The sequence below is a fragment of the Paraburkholderia sp. SG-MS1 genome, assembly GCF_012275575.1.
Taxonomy (GTDB): Bacteria; Pseudomonadota; Gammaproteobacteria; order Burkholderiales; family Burkholderiaceae; genus Paraburkholderia.
Window position 1 is genome coordinate 1 of record NZ_NPIH01000255.1, and the last position, 15,071, is coordinate 15,071.

Below are 15,071 nucleotides of genomic sequence, written 5' to 3' on the forward strand. Positions count from 1 at the left end.
GTGTCCGAAGCACGAAAGAGCGGAATTCTAGCGAGCCCCAACGGGACTTGCAAGCGTTATTTGATGTGCATCGACTGCACCAGAATCGGCGCGAATATAGCGACATCAGCTTCGAATCGAGCACAAGCAGAAACACCGATTCACGTCTTCCCATGTTTGCGCATCGCCCGCTCGACCACATCCAGATAATGATCGATACCCGGCGTCGCACGATTTTGTTCTTTGGCGCGATCGTCCCATTTCCGCAAACGTAGCGCATCTTCCGCGTACGGCTTGCGCAAGAACGCCTTGGCCTCCTCCTTGCTGAAGATGCCACCCTGCAATTCCAGACTCCGCACCGAATCGGCCGAGAGCTGTCCAAAATACGTCTCGTCGATCGCGCACATGCAGCGCTTCGCGTCGACGTGCAAGCGGATCGGCTCCAGCACCGCATCCGGCAGCACCGGCCGCAAGAACGGCAGCGCGAAATACTGATGCAGATCGTCGATGCCCCGCGCGGTCGGCGTCTCGCCTTGCGGATTCAGCAGATGGCCCAAGTCGTGCAAGAACGCGGCGGCGATCAGCTCGTCGGCAGCGCCCTCCGCCTCGGCCAACGCACCGCTCTGCAACGCATGCTCAAGCTGCGTCACCGGTTCGCCGCTATAAGCCAGTTCTCCGTACCGCTCGAACAGCAAACGAATGTCGTTCAAACTCAATGCCACGCTCTCACTCCCACGGTAATAAAGGTCTTCGGATTGGTGAAGCTCTTCATCGCTTCTGAACGCCTTCCTGGCAGCCAGTCCCGGAGACCTTGATGCCGAAGCATGGCGTCAACTCGATCCGGTAGCCCCACGCAATTCGTGGATGAGGCGCGTGTTCGCACCCTACCGGTTTGTACACCTACGCGACCGCAACCTGAACGACGTCCCGTTCCGCATGCGACCCTGAACATCCGCCACACGGCCGATCCCGTACCGCGAACCCTGCTTCGACAAACCCGACTCAAGTGAACTCAGAGGCGACGCATCCACGGTGCGCTCACGCAGCGGCGCGGTCGCGCGCTCTATAATCTGCGAACGCGCGTAGCGCGTGATGGCCGGCTGACAGGCTGCCGCCTGGTCGAACGCGGCACGCACGTCGTCGGACACTTGCCTGCAAACCGTGCCCACGCGCGTGCCCGTATAAGGATCGAACACGTCCAGCGTGCGCGTGCGGGCCGCGCGCCACCGTCGAGCCGCAGCGCTTGCGGCCCGGAAAAGCAGGGGCTGCTCCCGCAGCGTCGTATTCACGATACCGACACGCGTTTCAACGCGAGCTTGAAGAGATCGAAGTTGCATAGCCTCTTGCCGTTAGCGCCGCCAGCACCGTCGCCGCCGGGCCCGCCTGAACGCGCCGGTCGAACAGCAGCGGCACTTCCTGCCCGGAAATCCGCCGTGCGAGCGCAACGGCACGGTCAATCCGGACAGGTCATGTTCCGCACGCCGCGTGCCGGGCACGACGTGTTTTGCGCTGACCACGACGACATCGCCCACGCAGTCCTCAGGTAGTTCAAACCGTCTGCATGCCGTGCAGTTGCCGAGCACGACGTCGATGCCCGGCAACCGGCCGATTCGCTCAATCACCTGCGCGGCATCTCTTTGAGGCGGAGGTAGTCACCGCGCACGCCGCATGCGCACGCCGCAAACCGCCGTTCACATGCGCGCGCATCAGCGTCGCGGCATGCTCGGCGTCGCGCGACGCGAGCGCCGTCAGAATCGCGCGGTGCTCGGCCAGCGAACGCTCCATCGCGTCGGCATGCATTGCCAGCGCAGCGCGACGAATGAGGCTCGACTCGCTCACCAGCCGGCGATACGTCTCGTATAACTTCCGGTTCCCCGACGCCGCCACCAGCGCGTCGTGAAACGCCATGTTCGCGCGCGTGTACGCATCGTGATCGCACGCGTCGGCTGCGGCGCGCATCGCATCGAAACAGTCACGCAACACCGCCAGTTGACCCGCGTCGATGCTCGCAGCCAGCATCCGGCACGCGGCTTCTTCGAGCACCGCGCGCACCGCGTAGATCTCGCCAGCTTCCGCCAGCGACACCGTGCGCACGAAGACGCCACGGTTCTTCTCGGTGCGCACGAGCCCAGCCTGCTCCAGCGCGCGATACGCCTCGCGCACCGGTCCGCGCGACACGCGCAGACGCGTCGCCCAATCGGCTTCGTTGAGCTTGTCACCGGGCGCGAGCATTCCTTCGACGATGTGCCGCTCGATCTCGTCGCGCACCAAAGCGGCCAGCGATTGCCTACGCACCACCTCGATCGGATCGGCTGACACCGTGCGCATATATTCGGTCATTTTGACAAATTTTGCCACATCGATCGACAGATGCCCGCGCGCCGCCACGGCGTGCCTACCCCAGGCATGGAAGCGGGCGTCAGTCCACCCGACGGCGCGGCACGCGCGCGGCGATCAACACCAGTGCGGCCAGCGATACCAGCAGCAGAATTAGCGAGAGCGCGGACGCGGGCAGGTAATAGCCGCGCTCCACCTGTCCGACGACGACGATCGGCACCGTCGCGAACCCGGGCGGGTACACGGTGAGCGTGGCACCGAGCTCGCCGAGCGACAGCGCGAAACCGAGCGCGAGACTGGCGCGAATCGCCGGCACCAGTTGCGGCAGCACCACGCGGCGCAACACCATCGACGGCGGCGCACCTAGGCTCGCCGCCGCTTCGCGCAGCACCGTCAACTCCGGGCGCAACGCCGCGGCCGCGCAGCGATAGCAGAACGGCAGCACCAGCGCGAGCTGCACGAACACGACGATCGCCGCCGAACTCGACAGATCCACCGGCCGCTTGTGATAGGCGATCAGTACGGCGAGACCGAGCACCACGCTCGGCACGCCGTTGGGCATCATCGCGATGGTGTCGACGATGGCGCCGAGGCCCCGCCGGTCGCGACCTTCGAGTGCGAGCGCGAGCCACAATCCGAGGATCGTGCCGAGCACCGCGACGCCCATGCCCACTTCGAGGCTGGTTGTCAGCGCGTCGAAGTCGCTCGAACCGAGACGCTCGAACCAACGCATGCTGAAGCCGTCAGGCAGGATCGTGCCGGACCAGTGTGCGGCCACACTCGACAGCGCGACCACCAGCACCGGCAGCACAAACAGCCAGAAGCACAGCAGCGCGGCGAAGCCGAGAAACAGTCCACCGAGCATGCGCACCAGCATGCTGTGGCGCACCGGCCGTGCCTTCTTGTGCATGACCGGCAATACGGTCGGGTCGAGTTCAACGGCCATGGCCCGCTCCTTTCGCCTTGCGACGGTTGACCTGGCGATACAACGCGTACAGCGACAGGGACATCATCAGCATCACGACCGCGCCGGCGGCGCCGGTCGGCAGATCGAGGTCGACGGTGGCGGCGCTGTAGATCGCCACCGGCAGCGTGATCAGATGCGCGCTGCCGAGCACGAGCAGAATGCCGAACTCGTTGAGCGTCAGCAGGAAACAGAGGATCGTGCCCGCCGCGATGCCCGGCCACGCGAGCGGCAGGATCACCTTGAACGCGACTATCAGGCCGTTCGCGCCAAGGCTGCGGGCGGCTTCGATCAGCCGTCGGTCGAGCATCGCGAACGAGGCCAGCGTCGGACGCACGACGAACGGCGCATAGAACACCACTTCGGCGAGAATCACGCCGCCAATGCCGAACAGGAAGTCGAGCGGCGGCGCCTGCAGATTGAAGAGCCGCTGCAAGCCGATGCTCACCGAGCCCTGCGAGCCGTACAGAAAGATCAGCGTGAACGCGACCAGAAACGACGGGAACGCGACGAACAGTTCGAGAAAACGCGTGATCAGCCGCGCGCCGGGAAACGGCTTGAAGAACAGGATAGACGCGAGCGCCACCCCGAGCAGCGACGCGAGACCCGCGCTCGCGAACAGGATCCACAGCGTCGTGCCGATCACGCCGCGTGTTTCCGGGTTGCCGAAGAAGGTGGCATAAGCCTGCACGCTCGGACCGTGCGCGCCGGTCAGACTCAACATCACCAGCCGCACGAGCGGATAGATGACCAGCGGTCCGAGCACGACTACTGCGATGAAAAGCAGATGCCATTGCGCCGCGCGCTCGCGCCGCTTCACTGCGGCCGTATGCGCCGCCGCGCTGGCGGTTCGGCGCGCGGCGGCAGCGGCGTCGGCATCGGCGTCGGCCGCGCCGAGCGCAGCAGACGTATCACGGGTTGATAAGGACGACATCGTCAGCCTCGTAACGCAGGGAAACACGCGCGCCCCTCTCCGGCATCATGCCGTGGCCGCGCTGCATGGTGACGAGCACCGGCTCGTTGGGCAGCGCGTCGAGCACGACCGAGACTGACAGGACCGCGCCGTACCATTCGACCGATGCGATCGCGCCATGCAGCTGCCCCTCGCCGAGCGGCACGATGCGCAGCGCCTCGGGACGCAAACACGCGACGCGATCACGCTCGTTATGTCGCACGTCGTCCATGCCGAACGCGATCTGCGGCGGCAACAGATTGGCCGCGCCCAGATAACGCGCGACGAAACCGTCGGCCGGTGTGTCGTACAGTTGCTGCGGCGTGCCCAGTTGCGCGATGCGGCCATCGCGCATCAGCAGCGTGCGGTCGGATAGCACGAGCGCGTCGTCCTGATCGTGCGTCACGCAGACGATCGTCAGATTCGGCAAGCGCTCATGCAACGACTTGAGTTCGGAGCGCACCGACGCACGCAAATTGGCGTCGAGTGCGGACAGCGGTTCGTCGAGCAGCAGCACGTCGGGCTCGATCACGAGCGCGCGCGCGAGCGCCACCCGTTGCTGCATGCCGCCCGACAGTTGCGCGGGCATTACGTGGCCGGCGTCGCCCAGTTGCACGAGCTTCAATGCCTCGGCGACGCGCCGCGCGATGTCGCGCGCCGGCGTGCGGCGCGCGCGCAACCCGAAGGCCACGTTCTCGAACACCGACAGATGCGGGAACAGCGCATAACTCTGAAACAGCAAACCGAGATTGCGCTTGTGCGGCGGCACGTGCGTGAGATCGTGACCGGCCACGGTCAGCGTGCCGGCGAGGCCGTCCGCTTCGACGAAACCGGCGATGAAACGCAGCAACGTCGTCTTGCCGCAACCGCTGCGGCCGAGCACGGTAAGCAGTTCACCGCGCTGGATGGTCAGCGACAGATCGTCGAGCACCGTGCGCGATGCGAAGCGCACCGTCAGATGATCGATCTGCACGCCGCCCGACGTGTCCGGATGGGCGGCGCCGAGCGCGCCCGGTGAGGCGTCGAGCGCGCCGGGGTGAGCAAGACTGGCCGTATTCACCGGGTTGATCCTCCAACAAGATTGATGCTGACGCGGCGCCTCGCGTTTTTCCTGCAAGGCGCCGCCTGACTCTTTGCGTCACGCAGCTGCATCGCTGCATGACGTTACTCCGTGACGTGCCAGACGCCGGGACCGACGGCTTACTTCGGCTTGACCACTTCGATCTGCTTGCCCGACGAACCGATCACCTCGTTCTTCCAGCGCGCGGTCCAGTCGGCCTTCTTCGCCATCACCTGGTTCCAGTCCACCGGAATCAGCTTCACGCCAGAAATGGCCTGCTTGACGGCTTCGCCGTTCTTGCCGGCGAGCGGCACGTCGGTGCGGCCCGGAATGCCGAAGATGTCCGGCACCTTGGACTGCACTTGCGTCGACATCAGATAGTCGATCAGCTTCTTGCCTTCGTCCTGGTTCGGACCGTTCTTGATGAGGCCGATCGCGTACGGCAACTGGAAGGTAGTCGGCTGACCGCCGGGCGCGGCCGCAAGGAACACCGGCTTGAGCGACAGGCCGCCGTTGGCTGCGTCGTCCAGATCCATTTGCAGGTCGCCGTTGGCAACCGCGATTTCATTGCGCGAGAGCAGCACGTCGAGGTAGCCGGTGCCCTTGGTGTGGAACTTGGCGCTCTGTTCGAGCTTCTTCAGATAGTCGAACGCCTTGTCTTCGCCCATCAGCGACGAAGTCAGGATGATCACCGCCATGCCGTCGCCCGCCGTGGCCGGGTTCGAGTATGCGACCTTGCCGCTGTAATCCGGGTGCAACAGATCGGCGAACGTTTTCGGCCGGTTCTTCGTGACCTCGGGGTTGATCGCGAACGAGAAGTAGTTGTTCACGAAAGTCGCCCACGCTCCGTTCGACGCCTTGGCGATCGCCGGCACGTTCTTGTAGCTGGCGCTCTGATAAGCCTGAAGCAGACCGGCCTGATCGGCTTGCTGGATGAACGGCGGCAGCGTGACGAGCACGTCGGCCTTCGGCTGATCCTTCTCGATGGTCGCGCGATTCACCACTTCACCACTTCCCGCCGTGACGATATTGACCCTCACGCCTTCCTTCTTTTCGAAGGCCGGCAGCACGTCCTTGTAGAGATTCTCCAGGCCGTCGGCGGTGTATAGCACCACGGCGCCGGCTGCGTGCGCCTGCATGGCCGCGCCGCCGAATACCGCCGCGGCGACCAGCGCCGGCAGCAGTTTGCGAACGAGGCCGGCGCTCGCGCGAAGGGAATTCGTCTTTGTCATGTCGCTTTTCTCCGAAAGGCAAAAAACCAGACGGTCGGGAAGTCCCGATACCTGTTGTGATTGAACGGCGCCGCGCGCCGTGCCGCTTACGTGTTGCGTGTTGCCCGCGGCCAGTTGTCGTGCCGGTCTGCGCGGATTGCAGATTGCCGACAACTTTGCCGCTTCTTCCCCAGCCTGCCTGACGGCCCACCTACGACGCTCGCGCTGCCAGCCATGCCTGAACGGGCACGGCAAGAATCACAGGTTTCAATGACACCGCAATGACTATTCTGGTGAATTCCAAAAAACGACACAATTCGCCAATAAAGTCCAAGCACCGCAGTTGTTACCTTGCTGTCGCGGCGAACGGCAGAGGTCGAACGAAGCGTGTTCTGCCTCTGTAATTCGCCCGATCCGCTCGAGCATCGGAATGCCGTGCGGCGCTTTCTCGCGATGCGCGAAGCGAAATGGCTCCAGCCTGGTTCGTCGGACGCCGCGTTCGATCGCATGCGGCGGCGCCCCTGTGGCGGGCTCGCGAAATCGTACACGGTGAAAAAGACGCTGCATGCATGCCGCCTCAAACGCGGCGGCATTGACGCGCCCGGAACGGCTGCGATTGAATCGCACGTCGCTCTGGCTGTGTGCTGGTCCTGGACAACGGCGCGTATTGTGCCCTCCCGCTCGGGATCTTGCAGCGAATGAGGGGTTTATATCGAGGAGGCGTTTTGTGCAGGGACGCAAACAATCCCGCATTCGCATGACAACATGCACTGCCCCACGCCGGGCCCTTCAGGCAATCAGAATTTCCGGCCCATGCGCGGTAATCGCCTTGCCGAGCGCACGCTCGGGCGCAAGCTCAGTCACCAGGTAGCGCGCCGATTCGATGCCGTTGATCCGCACCGGCGTCACGCGGCCGAATTTCGAATGGTCGGCGACGATTACCACCATGTCGGCGGCGGCGATCATGCGGCTGCGCACCTCGGCGGCCATGCGGCTGTAGTCGCTCAGATAGCCATCCGGAGAAATCCCGCCCGCGCCGATGAACGCGAAGTCCGCGTGGTATTGCGTGAGTTGATGGACGGTGTCGAGCCCAAAGGTGGCGTCTTCGATATCCGACAGTTCGCCGCCGAGCAGCGTGACGCGATTCTCGTTGCGCCGCCCGAGCAGCAGGGCGATGCGCCAGTCGTTCGTATAGACCACCAGCCGATGCCGGTCGAGCAGCGCGCGCGCCACCGCCTGCGTGGTGCTGCCCGAATCGATGATCAGCGACGCGCCGTCCGGCACGAACTCGGCCGCGCGCTCGCCGATCGCCCGCTTCGCCCCCGCGTTGGCGGCTTCGCGCGTATCGAGGTCGGGCTCGCGCCGGTCGCTCGACAATGCGCCGCCGTGCGTCGTGACCAGCAGGCCGCGCCCGGCCAGCGCGTTCAGATCGCGGCGGATGGTCTCGCGCGACACGTTCAGTTCGCGCACCAGCTCGGCGACCGAGAGTGCGCCGGTTTTAGCGACTTGCGCCAGGATGTATTGGTGACGTTGTTCTGCGAGCATCGGTGGAAGGCCGGCGAGCCGGCACGCTTGAGGTTTCGCCACGGTTGGAGAAGGCCGGCGTATTGTAGTACGCCATGCGCGGCGACGCGCCGGCCTGCGCGCCCATCCGCGACTTACCTGCTAACCTTGATGCCCTGGCCCGCGCCGACGCGAGGCCGATGCCTGTCGTTACCGCTGGTCCGTCAACTGAACTACCGATGCCGCCACTGTTTCGCCGTCTACTCCTGCTGTTCCATGCGCTGCGTTACGGCGCGCGCCTGATCTGGCTCGCAGCGCCGCCCGAACACAAACTGCACTGGATGATCCAGCTGGTCGGCCGCGTGCACGCGTCGGGACACAACGGCCAAAGCCTGCACAACGTGCTGCCCGCGCTCGGACCCGTCGCTAGCCGCTTCGCGCAAACGCTCGCCGAACGCCCCGAACTCGCGGGCGCAACCTTGCACGACGCGATCGACGCGATCGATCATCTGGAAGCCCCCCTGCCGCCTCACGAATCCGCCGAGGCGCTGGCGCGCGCATTCGGCCAGCCGCTCGCCACGCTCTTCAGCGCGGTCGACCTCACGCCGGTGCACGGCGACTTTGGCGAGCAGACGCATCTGGCGCGGCTCGTCACGCCGGTCAAAGGCCATCACGAAGTGACGATCAAACTGGTGCGCGCCAATCAGTTGCAACAGATCGGCGACGAACTCGCGCTGCTGCGCTGGGTCGCGCGCTGGCTGGAAAAACTCTCCGGCACGGCACGCCGCCTGAAATTGCGCGCGCTCGCGCAAAGCTTCACCGACGACATCCTGCGCCGCTTCGATCTGCGCGCCGAAGCCGCCAACCTGAGCCAGACCGGCCATCATTTCGACGGCGACAAGCGCATCGCCGTGCCGGACGTGATCTGGGAACTGTGCACCGCGCACACGCTGACGATGCAGCGCATCAGCACCTTGCCCACGAGCGACCTGCCCGGCCTGCACGCGCATCACATCAAGCTCGCGCCGCTTGCCGCGCATATCGTCGAAGTCGTGTCCGAGCAGGCGTTCGAGCATGGCTTCTTCCACGCCACGCTCGATGCGCGCCGAGTGCGCGTGAGCATCGAGCCGGACACGCTGGGCCGCCTCGTGCTGGCCGAGTTTTCGATCATGTCGACGCTCTCCACCGGCGAGCGTGAGTTCTTCGTGCACGGCGCGACCGCACTGTTCGACCAGGACTATGGGCGCCTCGCCCACCTGCATCGCGATGCTGGACACGTCCCGGCCGATACGCGCGCGGAAATGCTGGAAGCCGAATTGCGCACGCGCGCCGAAGCGCACTTCGCGGCGGTGCCGGAAGACCGTTCGGCGGGTTCGCTGTTTCATCATCTGCTGCATGCGGTGCAGCCGTTCGCGGGCGCGGTGCCCGCGCGCCTTGCCACCGCGCAGCGCTCGTTCCAGCAGGCGGAGATGTTGGCGCGCGCGTTGCATCCGGGTGTCGATACGTGGAATATCACGCGCGGCGTGCTCGCTGACATCGCGCGGCGCGACGTCGATCATCGCGGCTGGGTCAAGCGGATCTCGCGCGAACTGCCGCATCTCGCGCATATGCTGCCGCGCATGCCGCAACTGGCGGTCTGCTATCTTCAGCAGGAACACGCCCGCGCGCGCACGCCGCAGCAGAACGCGCAGCTGATCGCGGACATCGGGCGCGAATACCGCCGCACGCGAGTGCTGCTGTGGACGTGTGTGCTGTGCGGCGGAGCGCTCGGCGCGGGAACGATCCTGCTGATGTGGTGACGCGGCCGGGACCGACATCCGTGCGACGCGCGACGCGCGGCAGGATCGTCCGAACCGATTGCAGCTTCGAACAAGACACGCCCTACATTTGCCGACAAGATGACGGCTTTTCTCGCTGGCCGTGCCGATGCTCGCCTCCTTCATTGCCGCTGTGTTCGTCGTGCTGTGGTCGACCGGTTTCGTGGTCGCCCGGGCGATTACGCCTTATGCCGATCCCAATCTCTTTCTGCTCGCGCGCTTCGGCGGCACCGCGCTGATCTTCGCGCTCGCCGCCGTGATCGCGCGCGCGGCATGGCCGAGCGGCCGCGACTTCGGCAAGCATCTGGCGGCGGGCGCACTGCTACAAGGCGTCTATCTCGGCGCAGGCTATTGGGCTGTCGCGCAAGGTCTGAGCGCCGGCGTGATGGCCTTGCTCGGCGCGCTGCAGCCGCTCGCGACGGCCGCCGTCGCGGCGCCGCTGTTCGGCGAGCGGCTCTCGCGGCGCGGCTGGAGCGGGATGGCACTGGGGCTCGTCGGCGTCGTGCTGGTGCTCGAACCGAAGCTCGCATCGGCGACGCCGCCAACCCATGGCAATGCGCCGGGCTGGCTCGTCGTGTTCATCTCGGTCATCGCGGTCGCAGCGATCACGGCGGGCACGCTGTTTCAGAAAACCTCGCTGGCGAAGTCCGATATTCGCAGCGCGAGCGCGGTGCAGAATCTCGGCGCAGCGCTCGTCGCGGTAGTGCTGGCGCTCTCGCTCGGCGAGCATCGCTGGATTGCGTCGACCACCTTATGGGTCTCGCTGGCCTGGGGCATCGTGATGCTCTCGGGCATCAGCGTCACCTTGCTGGTCTGGATGGTCAGGCGCGGCGATGCGGCGCGCGCCACCGCGCTATTGTTCCTCGCGCCGCCGCTCGCCGCCCTCGAAGGGTATGTCGGCTTTGGGGAAACGTTGATGCCGTTGCAGATCGCTGGATTTGCCGTCGCCTTGGTGGGGGTGTTGCTGGCGCGCTCGTGACGATGGTCGACCACTCGCCACCACATCTCAGTCAGCCGTATCCGCGCCCGCCGGCACCTTGGCGCGCGCCTTCCCCCCTGGCGCCGGGGCCCACGCGGGCCGGCTCTTGCGCGCCGAATCCACCACGACGATGTAGCGCCCGGCCCACGGCGTGATCTGCCGGTCGCTCTTCAACACCCACAGCGATTTACCCGAGTCGATCAGCGTCGCGTATTCGGCATCGAGAATGCCGTAGTGGTCGAGAAATGCATCGAGCGACGCGGGCATCCGCACGCAGCCCTTCGAATGGCGCATCCCCAGCAGCGGTTCAAGCCGGTCGGGATCGGTGGAATGCATCTGGAAGCGCATCTGCGATACGCCGCCTTTGCCCCACCCACGCTCGCCCTGTGCCCAGCCCAGATCGAAGATGCGCATATCGCGCTTGCCGTAGCCGCGGATATGGTTTTCGTTCTGCGTGCCCTCGGAGCGAAAATCCATGTTGGCAGGCGTATGTACGAACACGCCGAGCGGCGTGATGAAATGGTCGAATTCGCCGGGCCGGCCGGTCGCCACCGGCGACGCGCCGATCATCTGCCAGGCGTCGGCCGGGACCGCGCGAAAGTAGATCAACAGCGCCTGCACATTGGCGTTGCGATCGACCAGCAAAACGTACTCGCCTGACAGACTGCCCAGCGTGTTCGCTTCGAGCGCTGTTTCCAGGCGGTCGGCATAAGCGCGCTGCTCGGCGGCAGGCACCTTCAGGCGGCGTGTCACGTTACGCGTGAACACGTCGCGCAGCAGAAACGCACGGCGTGGATCGACGACGCCCGCAGCGTCGGGCGCGGCAAGCGCGGCCGCATTGATGTCGGGTGGCGGACGGCTTGCGGCGATCGACGCCGGCTCCGACGCCAATGTCGGCGCCGCCGACGATGCCGTCCCGTGGACCGGCGCAGCCATCGCGGCGGCGCACGACAGTGCGCACACGACAGCGCGCAATGCGCGCGTCAGAATCCGGCTAGCTTGCGTGCCGGAAATAAGCTGCGAAATAACGTGGGAAGCAGGCGCGCCACAGTTGATGCACCCGGCGAACCTCGCGCGCGCCGCACGGGGCATACCACGCCGATGCACGACCCACGCGCAAGTCAGGCGGTCCAATACAGGCTGGCCAGGCCGATCTGGATGATTCATCGCGTATTAGGGCAAACCTGATTATTATTGACTGCTCGCCGGGTCACGCAGCGCTCGGAACGACGATGTTACTCAGCACATTGCTTTTTGTCGATGACGATACTGTCAATTCTTCAATTCATCGAAATAGGCCGAGCCTCTTTAACAATCTGCGTACAGTTTAAAAATGAATGCAATAGGGATTTAAAGCCAATATGGGTGATTAAACCCAGGACCGGTCCATCAGTTCATTGCAGCAGTAACTGTGCCGCGGCCGCCCGCTCGTCGTTTCGCTATTTATCTATTGGCGCGTGGGCGTTCGCGGCGGACACCATGTCAAGAAGCTGAAAACTTATCTACTAGGCATTAGCGGCGGCGTCGATTCGACCACTGCCGGGCGCCTTTGCACAACTTGCGGTTGAACGATTACGCGCCGATCATTACGACGCGCATTTCGTCGCGATACGTTTGCCTTACGGCGAGCAGAAAGATGAAGCCGACGCAACAGGCATTGCGCTTCATTCGCGCAGATGAAAATCTCGCCATCGACATCAAACTCGCCGCCGATGCAATGCTTGCCGCACGGGATAAAGGCGGCGTGCCTTTTAATGACGAATCGCACAAGAATTTCGTGCGCGGCAATATCAAGGCGCGAACGCATGGTCGCAATACGCGGTCGCCGGTGCCGGGGCCGGCGTGGTGATCGGCACGGACCACGCAGCTGAGTCTCTGATGGGCTTCTTCGCCAAGTTCGGTGACGGCGGTGCCCACGTGCTGCAGCCCGCCGGGCTGAGCAAGTGCAGGGTGCGGGCGGTGCCAAGGCGCTAGGGGCGCCCGCAGCATTGGCGCACAAGGTGCCGACCGCCGACCCCGAATGCTGCGGCCGCTGCGCCCCGACGAAGACGCGTACGGTATCCCCTACGACGCGACGCGTCACAAGCGCGCGTTGCCGTCCATGCCATTCGACTGGCCAACTCAGGATGACGGGCGATAAAAGCAGGGAAAGAGACAGCGGGAAAGCGCGGCAAGCATGCGCGGCGTCCACCTAACGGGCGCGCGTTCCTGCCGCGCGCCGTATTCAAAAGTCTGAAGCGGGGAGGATTACTGCGCGGGCGGCTCGTCAGTAAAGAGGTCGGCGCTCGCTTCGAGCGTCTGGCCGCCCAACTGCTTGCCGTGAATCTGCCGCGCGATCACATCGCCGACATAGGGCACATTCGCGTCGAGTTCGACCGTGGCGTACGCGCCGGGTGTGCCGGCGTCGGTCACCTCGACGCTTTTCGCATAGTGCCCGAGTTCGCGCTTGAGGAACTCAAGCACTTCCTGCTCGCTGCACGATTGGGCAATGTTGCGCACGATCAGATTCATACGACCTACCCTCGACGCGCGTGACGACCCGTATGTCGATCCGCGTCCCGGGTGCGCACAGGGCGCAGCGCGGCGCGCTGTTTCGTCTGAGCGGCGGCGAGTTCGCGGAGCACTGCAACACCGGCGGCGCCCAGGGCGACCAATGACAGATAGAAGGCAATCATTTAAATCTCCTCTGCGAAATTCGTCCTGCGATCTGGACAGCCATAGTGGATAGTTGACAACACGGCGATCTGACACGGTACTTAAAAACCGGACTGAAACTCTCCGTCAATGCACTGTACCTGAATAAGCAGCATCACAAACAGCAAAACATCTGTTCATTTGACGCAGTGCGGGGTCGGGGCGACACGTTGCCAGCAAAATGGCGATTGCAAAACGGGCCGCGGCACCTCGCGGGGGACCTGCGCGACGGGCGGACTGATCGCAAGATCAGTTCGCCGCCTCCACGTTGGCTGCACTCACCCACCACGCATTCTTGCCCTGCGGCAGTTGAACCAGCACCGCGGACGGGTCGTCGACACCGTCGTCGGCAATCTGGCAAACCGGCAGGCCATCGGGCAGCTGCTTCACTTCTCCTGCAGCCTGAAACAACGCGATGCGCTGCGCGCTCAGCGGTCGCAGTTGGCGGTACACATCGAAGCTGATTGCCGCGGGCACATCGCCGCGAATTTGCAACGCTTCGGCATGGTCACAGCGGATCGGGTCGGCCGCGAGCGCTGCGGCGCTGCCGGCGAAGCAGCCGAAAGCGAGCGCCGCTGCGGCAAGACGTGAATGGGTCATGGTGATTCTCCGAAAAAAATGAGGACGGCAGGCGGCGGGAGCGGCAAGCAGCGCGCCCGAATAAGTGCCGATGAACAATGAACGCAATTCGGCCGCCAAGGCCGAGATGCGGCCTCAGCGCGCGCCCGCGTGTTCGGCGCCCTGCCTGTCGTCGCCACCGGCGACGACGTCGAGCCGGCTCACGTCGCACGAGGTCTGGCCGAAGCCAGAATAAACCATCGACCAGTTGCCGACGATCGCGGCTTGCGCCTGGGCGAGGCTCAGTTTGCCTTCGCAGACACAATGCTTGAGCATGACCGCCGCACGCGCCTTGCGACGCTCTCCCCCGCGGCCCGCCCACGGCAGAAGATCGAGGTTGGCTGGAGCGTCCGGTGAACCGCCGAGGACGAGCGGCACACGCCGGTCGAGCGCGAAGGCGACGCCGTCGTCCGTATCGATGCCGCGCTCAGCCAGCATCCGGTCCTTGCGCGCCATCCATTCGTCGAAAGGCGGTGCGACGGCATCCGCATAGCCGGCGCGGCAGATCGTTTCGCCGATCGACTGCTGCGTCACGCGTTCGTCGAGCATCTCGCTGTCCTGCGCGTAGGCGTGCGTGAAACGCAAAGCGAGCATCGTGGCGAGGCCCGCGAGAAGCGCCGCGCGCCGTGTCTTGCGAACGGGACGCGTCCAGCCGCGCTTGACCTCGAGTGCCGGCGGCGGCGCGCTATTCGCATTGCGGGCTGAGTCGCCGCAAAGGTGGGTAAAACGCGTGTGTGCAAGGCCTGCGTTCATTCGTCGGCGCGCCGGCTGCGGCGCGCAATAGTTCATTTCGCAGACCAATTAAAACACATTCAATATACATACGTACAAAAGCGGCCCATGGCGGCCAAGGCGCGCGCGGCTTACGTGAGCGGCCGCGGAGGTCGGCAAGAGCGTATTGCCGTGATTACGTGAGGGACGTCGGGCAAGGTCGCAGCCACTGAGCCCAACGCCCGC

General features: G+C 64.9%; 13 protein-coding genes and 3 pseudogenes. 3 read left to right on the top strand and 13 right to left on the bottom strand.

Features of this window, described 5'->3' with window-relative positions; translation table 11 throughout:
• Window positions 1-140: 140 nt before the first annotated feature.
• The 9 genes and pseudogenes from CIC12_RS25545 to CIC12_RS25580 all read right to left on the bottom strand — a co-directional run bounded on the left by CIC12_RS25545 (window position 141) and on the right by CIC12_RS25580 (window position 8,048).
• On the bottom strand, window positions 141-701 hold the full coding sequence (locus tag CIC12_RS25545; protein ID WP_168668193.1) for a phosphonate degradation HD-domain oxygenase: 561 nt from the start codon (window positions 699-701) through the stop codon (window positions 141-143).
• 225 nt (window positions 702-926) lie between these two features.
• Window positions 927-1,256: pseudogene (locus CIC12_RS25550) on the bottom strand (aldehyde dehydrogenase family protein); the annotation flags it as partial.
• An 8-nt stretch (window positions 1,257-1,264) separates the two neighbouring features.
• Window positions 1,265-1,625: pseudogene (locus CIC12_RS33355) on the bottom strand (phosphonoacetate hydrolase); the annotation flags it as partial.
• Window positions 1,594-2,319, bottom strand: a complete 726-nt coding sequence (locus tag CIC12_RS25555; protein WP_168668197.1) for a phosphonate utilization associated transcriptional regulator — start codon at window positions 2,317-2,319, stop codon at window positions 1,594-1,596. The gene CIC12_RS25555 and the pseudogene CIC12_RS33355, both read right to left, overlap by 32 nt.
• A 79-nt stretch (window positions 2,320-2,398) precedes the next feature.
• Window positions 2,399-3,262, bottom strand: a complete 864-nt coding sequence (phnV, locus tag CIC12_RS25560; protein ID WP_168668199.1) for a 2-aminoethylphosphonate ABC transport system, membrane component PhnV — start codon at window positions 3,260-3,262, stop codon at window positions 2,399-2,401.
• Entirely contained in the window at window positions 3,252-4,214 is a 963-nt protein-coding gene (gene phnU / locus CIC12_RS25565; protein ID WP_168668201.1) for a 2-aminoethylphosphonate ABC transporter permease subunit, read from the bottom strand. Before phnU ends, phnV begins: the two co-directional genes overlap by 11 nt.
• The gene (gene phnT, locus CIC12_RS25570; protein WP_168668203.1) at window positions 4,192-5,292 is read right to left on the bottom strand and encodes a 2-aminoethylphosphonate ABC transport system ATP-binding subunit PhnT; all 1,101 of its coding nucleotides are present in this window, start codon (window positions 5,290-5,292) and stop codon (window positions 4,192-4,194) included. Before phnT ends, phnU begins: the two co-directional genes overlap by 23 nt.
• 140 nt (window positions 5,293-5,432) lie before the next feature.
• Entirely contained in the window at window positions 5,433-6,524 is a 1,092-nt protein-coding gene (gene phnS, locus CIC12_RS25575) for a 2-aminoethylphosphonate ABC transporter substrate-binding protein (protein ID WP_168668205.1), read from the bottom strand.
• Window positions 6,525-7,292: 768 nt separating this feature from the next.
• Window positions 7,293-8,048 (bottom strand): DeoR/GlpR family DNA-binding transcription regulator, encoded by a 756-nt coding sequence (locus CIC12_RS25580; RefSeq protein ID WP_121321486.1) that lies wholly within the window; start codon window positions 8,046-8,048, stop codon window positions 7,293-7,295.
• A gap of 197 nt (window positions 8,049-8,245) precedes the next feature.
• Here CIC12_RS25580 and CIC12_RS25585 point away from each other — a divergent pair, with 197 nt between their 5' ends.
• Window positions 8,246-9,805, top strand: coding sequence for an ABC1 kinase family protein (locus CIC12_RS25585; protein WP_168668327.1), 1,560 nt, complete (start codon window positions 8,246-8,248; stop codon window positions 9,803-9,805).
• 127 nt (window positions 9,806-9,932) lie between these two features.
• Window positions 9,933-10,802 carry a DMT family transporter gene (locus CIC12_RS25590; protein ID WP_168668207.1) on the top strand — a complete coding sequence of 290 codons (870 nt, stop codon included), beginning with the start codon at window positions 9,933-9,935 and terminating at the stop codon, window positions 10,800-10,802.
• 27 nt (window positions 10,803-10,829) lie between these two features.
• On the opposite strand, the gene CIC12_RS25595 is transcribed toward CIC12_RS25590, so the two are convergent.
• Window positions 10,830-11,738, bottom strand: coding sequence for a L,D-transpeptidase (locus CIC12_RS25595; RefSeq protein ID WP_168668209.1), 909 nt, complete (start codon window positions 11,736-11,738; stop codon window positions 10,830-10,832).
• A gap of 554 nt (window positions 11,739-12,292) precedes the next feature.
• Between CIC12_RS25595 and nadE the strand changes: the two are divergent.
• Window positions 12,293-12,942: pseudogene (nadE, locus tag CIC12_RS25600) on the top strand (ammonia-dependent NAD(+) synthetase); the annotation flags it as partial.
• Window positions 12,943-13,049: 107 nt separating this feature from the next.
• On the opposite strand, the gene CIC12_RS25605 reads toward nadE, so the two are convergent.
• The 3 genes from CIC12_RS25605 to CIC12_RS25615 all read right to left on the bottom strand — a co-directional run bounded on the left by CIC12_RS25605 (window position 13,050) and on the right by CIC12_RS25615 (window position 14,867).
• Window positions 13,050-13,313, bottom strand: a complete 264-nt coding sequence (locus CIC12_RS25605) for an RNA-binding protein (protein WP_168668211.1) — start codon at window positions 13,311-13,313, stop codon at window positions 13,050-13,052.
• Window positions 13,314-13,745: 432 nt separating this feature from the next.
• On the bottom strand, window positions 13,746-14,096 hold the full coding sequence (locus tag CIC12_RS25610) for a hypothetical protein (RefSeq protein WP_168668329.1): 351 nt from the start codon (window positions 14,094-14,096) through the stop codon (window positions 13,746-13,748).
• A gap of 114 nt (window positions 14,097-14,210) precedes the next feature.
• Window positions 14,211-14,867: a hypothetical protein gene (locus CIC12_RS25615; RefSeq protein WP_168668213.1), complete on the bottom strand. Its 657-nt coding sequence runs from the start codon at window positions 14,865-14,867 to the stop codon at window positions 14,211-14,213.
• Window positions 14,868-15,071: the final 204 nt, after the last annotated feature.

What these genes read in the sequence shown, in the direction of transcription:
- CIC12_RS25555 (WP_168668197.1), bottom strand. Translation starts at nt 2,319, where the DNA reads ATGACCGAATATATGCGCACGGTGTCAGCCGATCCGATCGAGGTGGTG.
- phnV (WP_168668199.1), bottom strand. Translation starts at nt 3,262, where the DNA reads ATGGCCGTTGAACTCGACCCGACCGTATTGCCGGTCATGCACAAGAAG.
- phnU (WP_168668201.1), bottom strand. Translation starts at nt 4,214, where the DNA reads ATGTCGTCCTTATCAACCCGTGATACGTCTGCTGCGCTCGGCGCGGCC.
- phnS (WP_168668205.1), bottom strand. Translation starts at nt 6,524, where the DNA reads ATGACAAAGACGAATTCCCTTCGCGCGAGCGCCGGCCTCGTTCGCAAA.
- CIC12_RS25580 (WP_121321486.1), bottom strand. Translation starts at nt 8,048, where the DNA reads ATGCTCGCAGAACAACGTCACCAATACATCCTGGCGCAAGTCGCTAAA.
- CIC12_RS25585 (WP_168668327.1), top strand. Translation starts at nt 8,246, where the DNA reads ATGCCGCCACTGTTTCGCCGTCTACTCCTGCTGTTCCATGCGCTGCGT.
- CIC12_RS25590 (WP_168668207.1), top strand. Translation starts at nt 9,933, where the DNA reads ATGCTCGCCTCCTTCATTGCCGCTGTGTTCGTCGTGCTGTGGTCGACC.
- CIC12_RS25595 (WP_168668209.1), bottom strand. Translation starts at nt 11,738, where the DNA reads ATGGCTGCGCCGGTCCACGGGACGGCATCGTCGGCGGCGCCGACATTG.
- CIC12_RS25605 (WP_168668211.1), bottom strand. Translation starts at nt 13,313, where the DNA reads ATGAATCTGATCGTGCGCAACATTGCCCAATCGTGCAGCGAGCAGGAA.
- CIC12_RS25610 (WP_168668329.1), bottom strand. Translation starts at nt 14,096, where the DNA reads ATGACCCATTCACGTCTTGCCGCAGCGGCGCTCGCTTTCGGCTGCTTC.
- CIC12_RS25615 (WP_168668213.1), bottom strand. Translation starts at nt 14,867, where the DNA reads ATGAACGCAGGCCTTGCACACACGCGTTTTACCCACCTTTGCGGCGAC.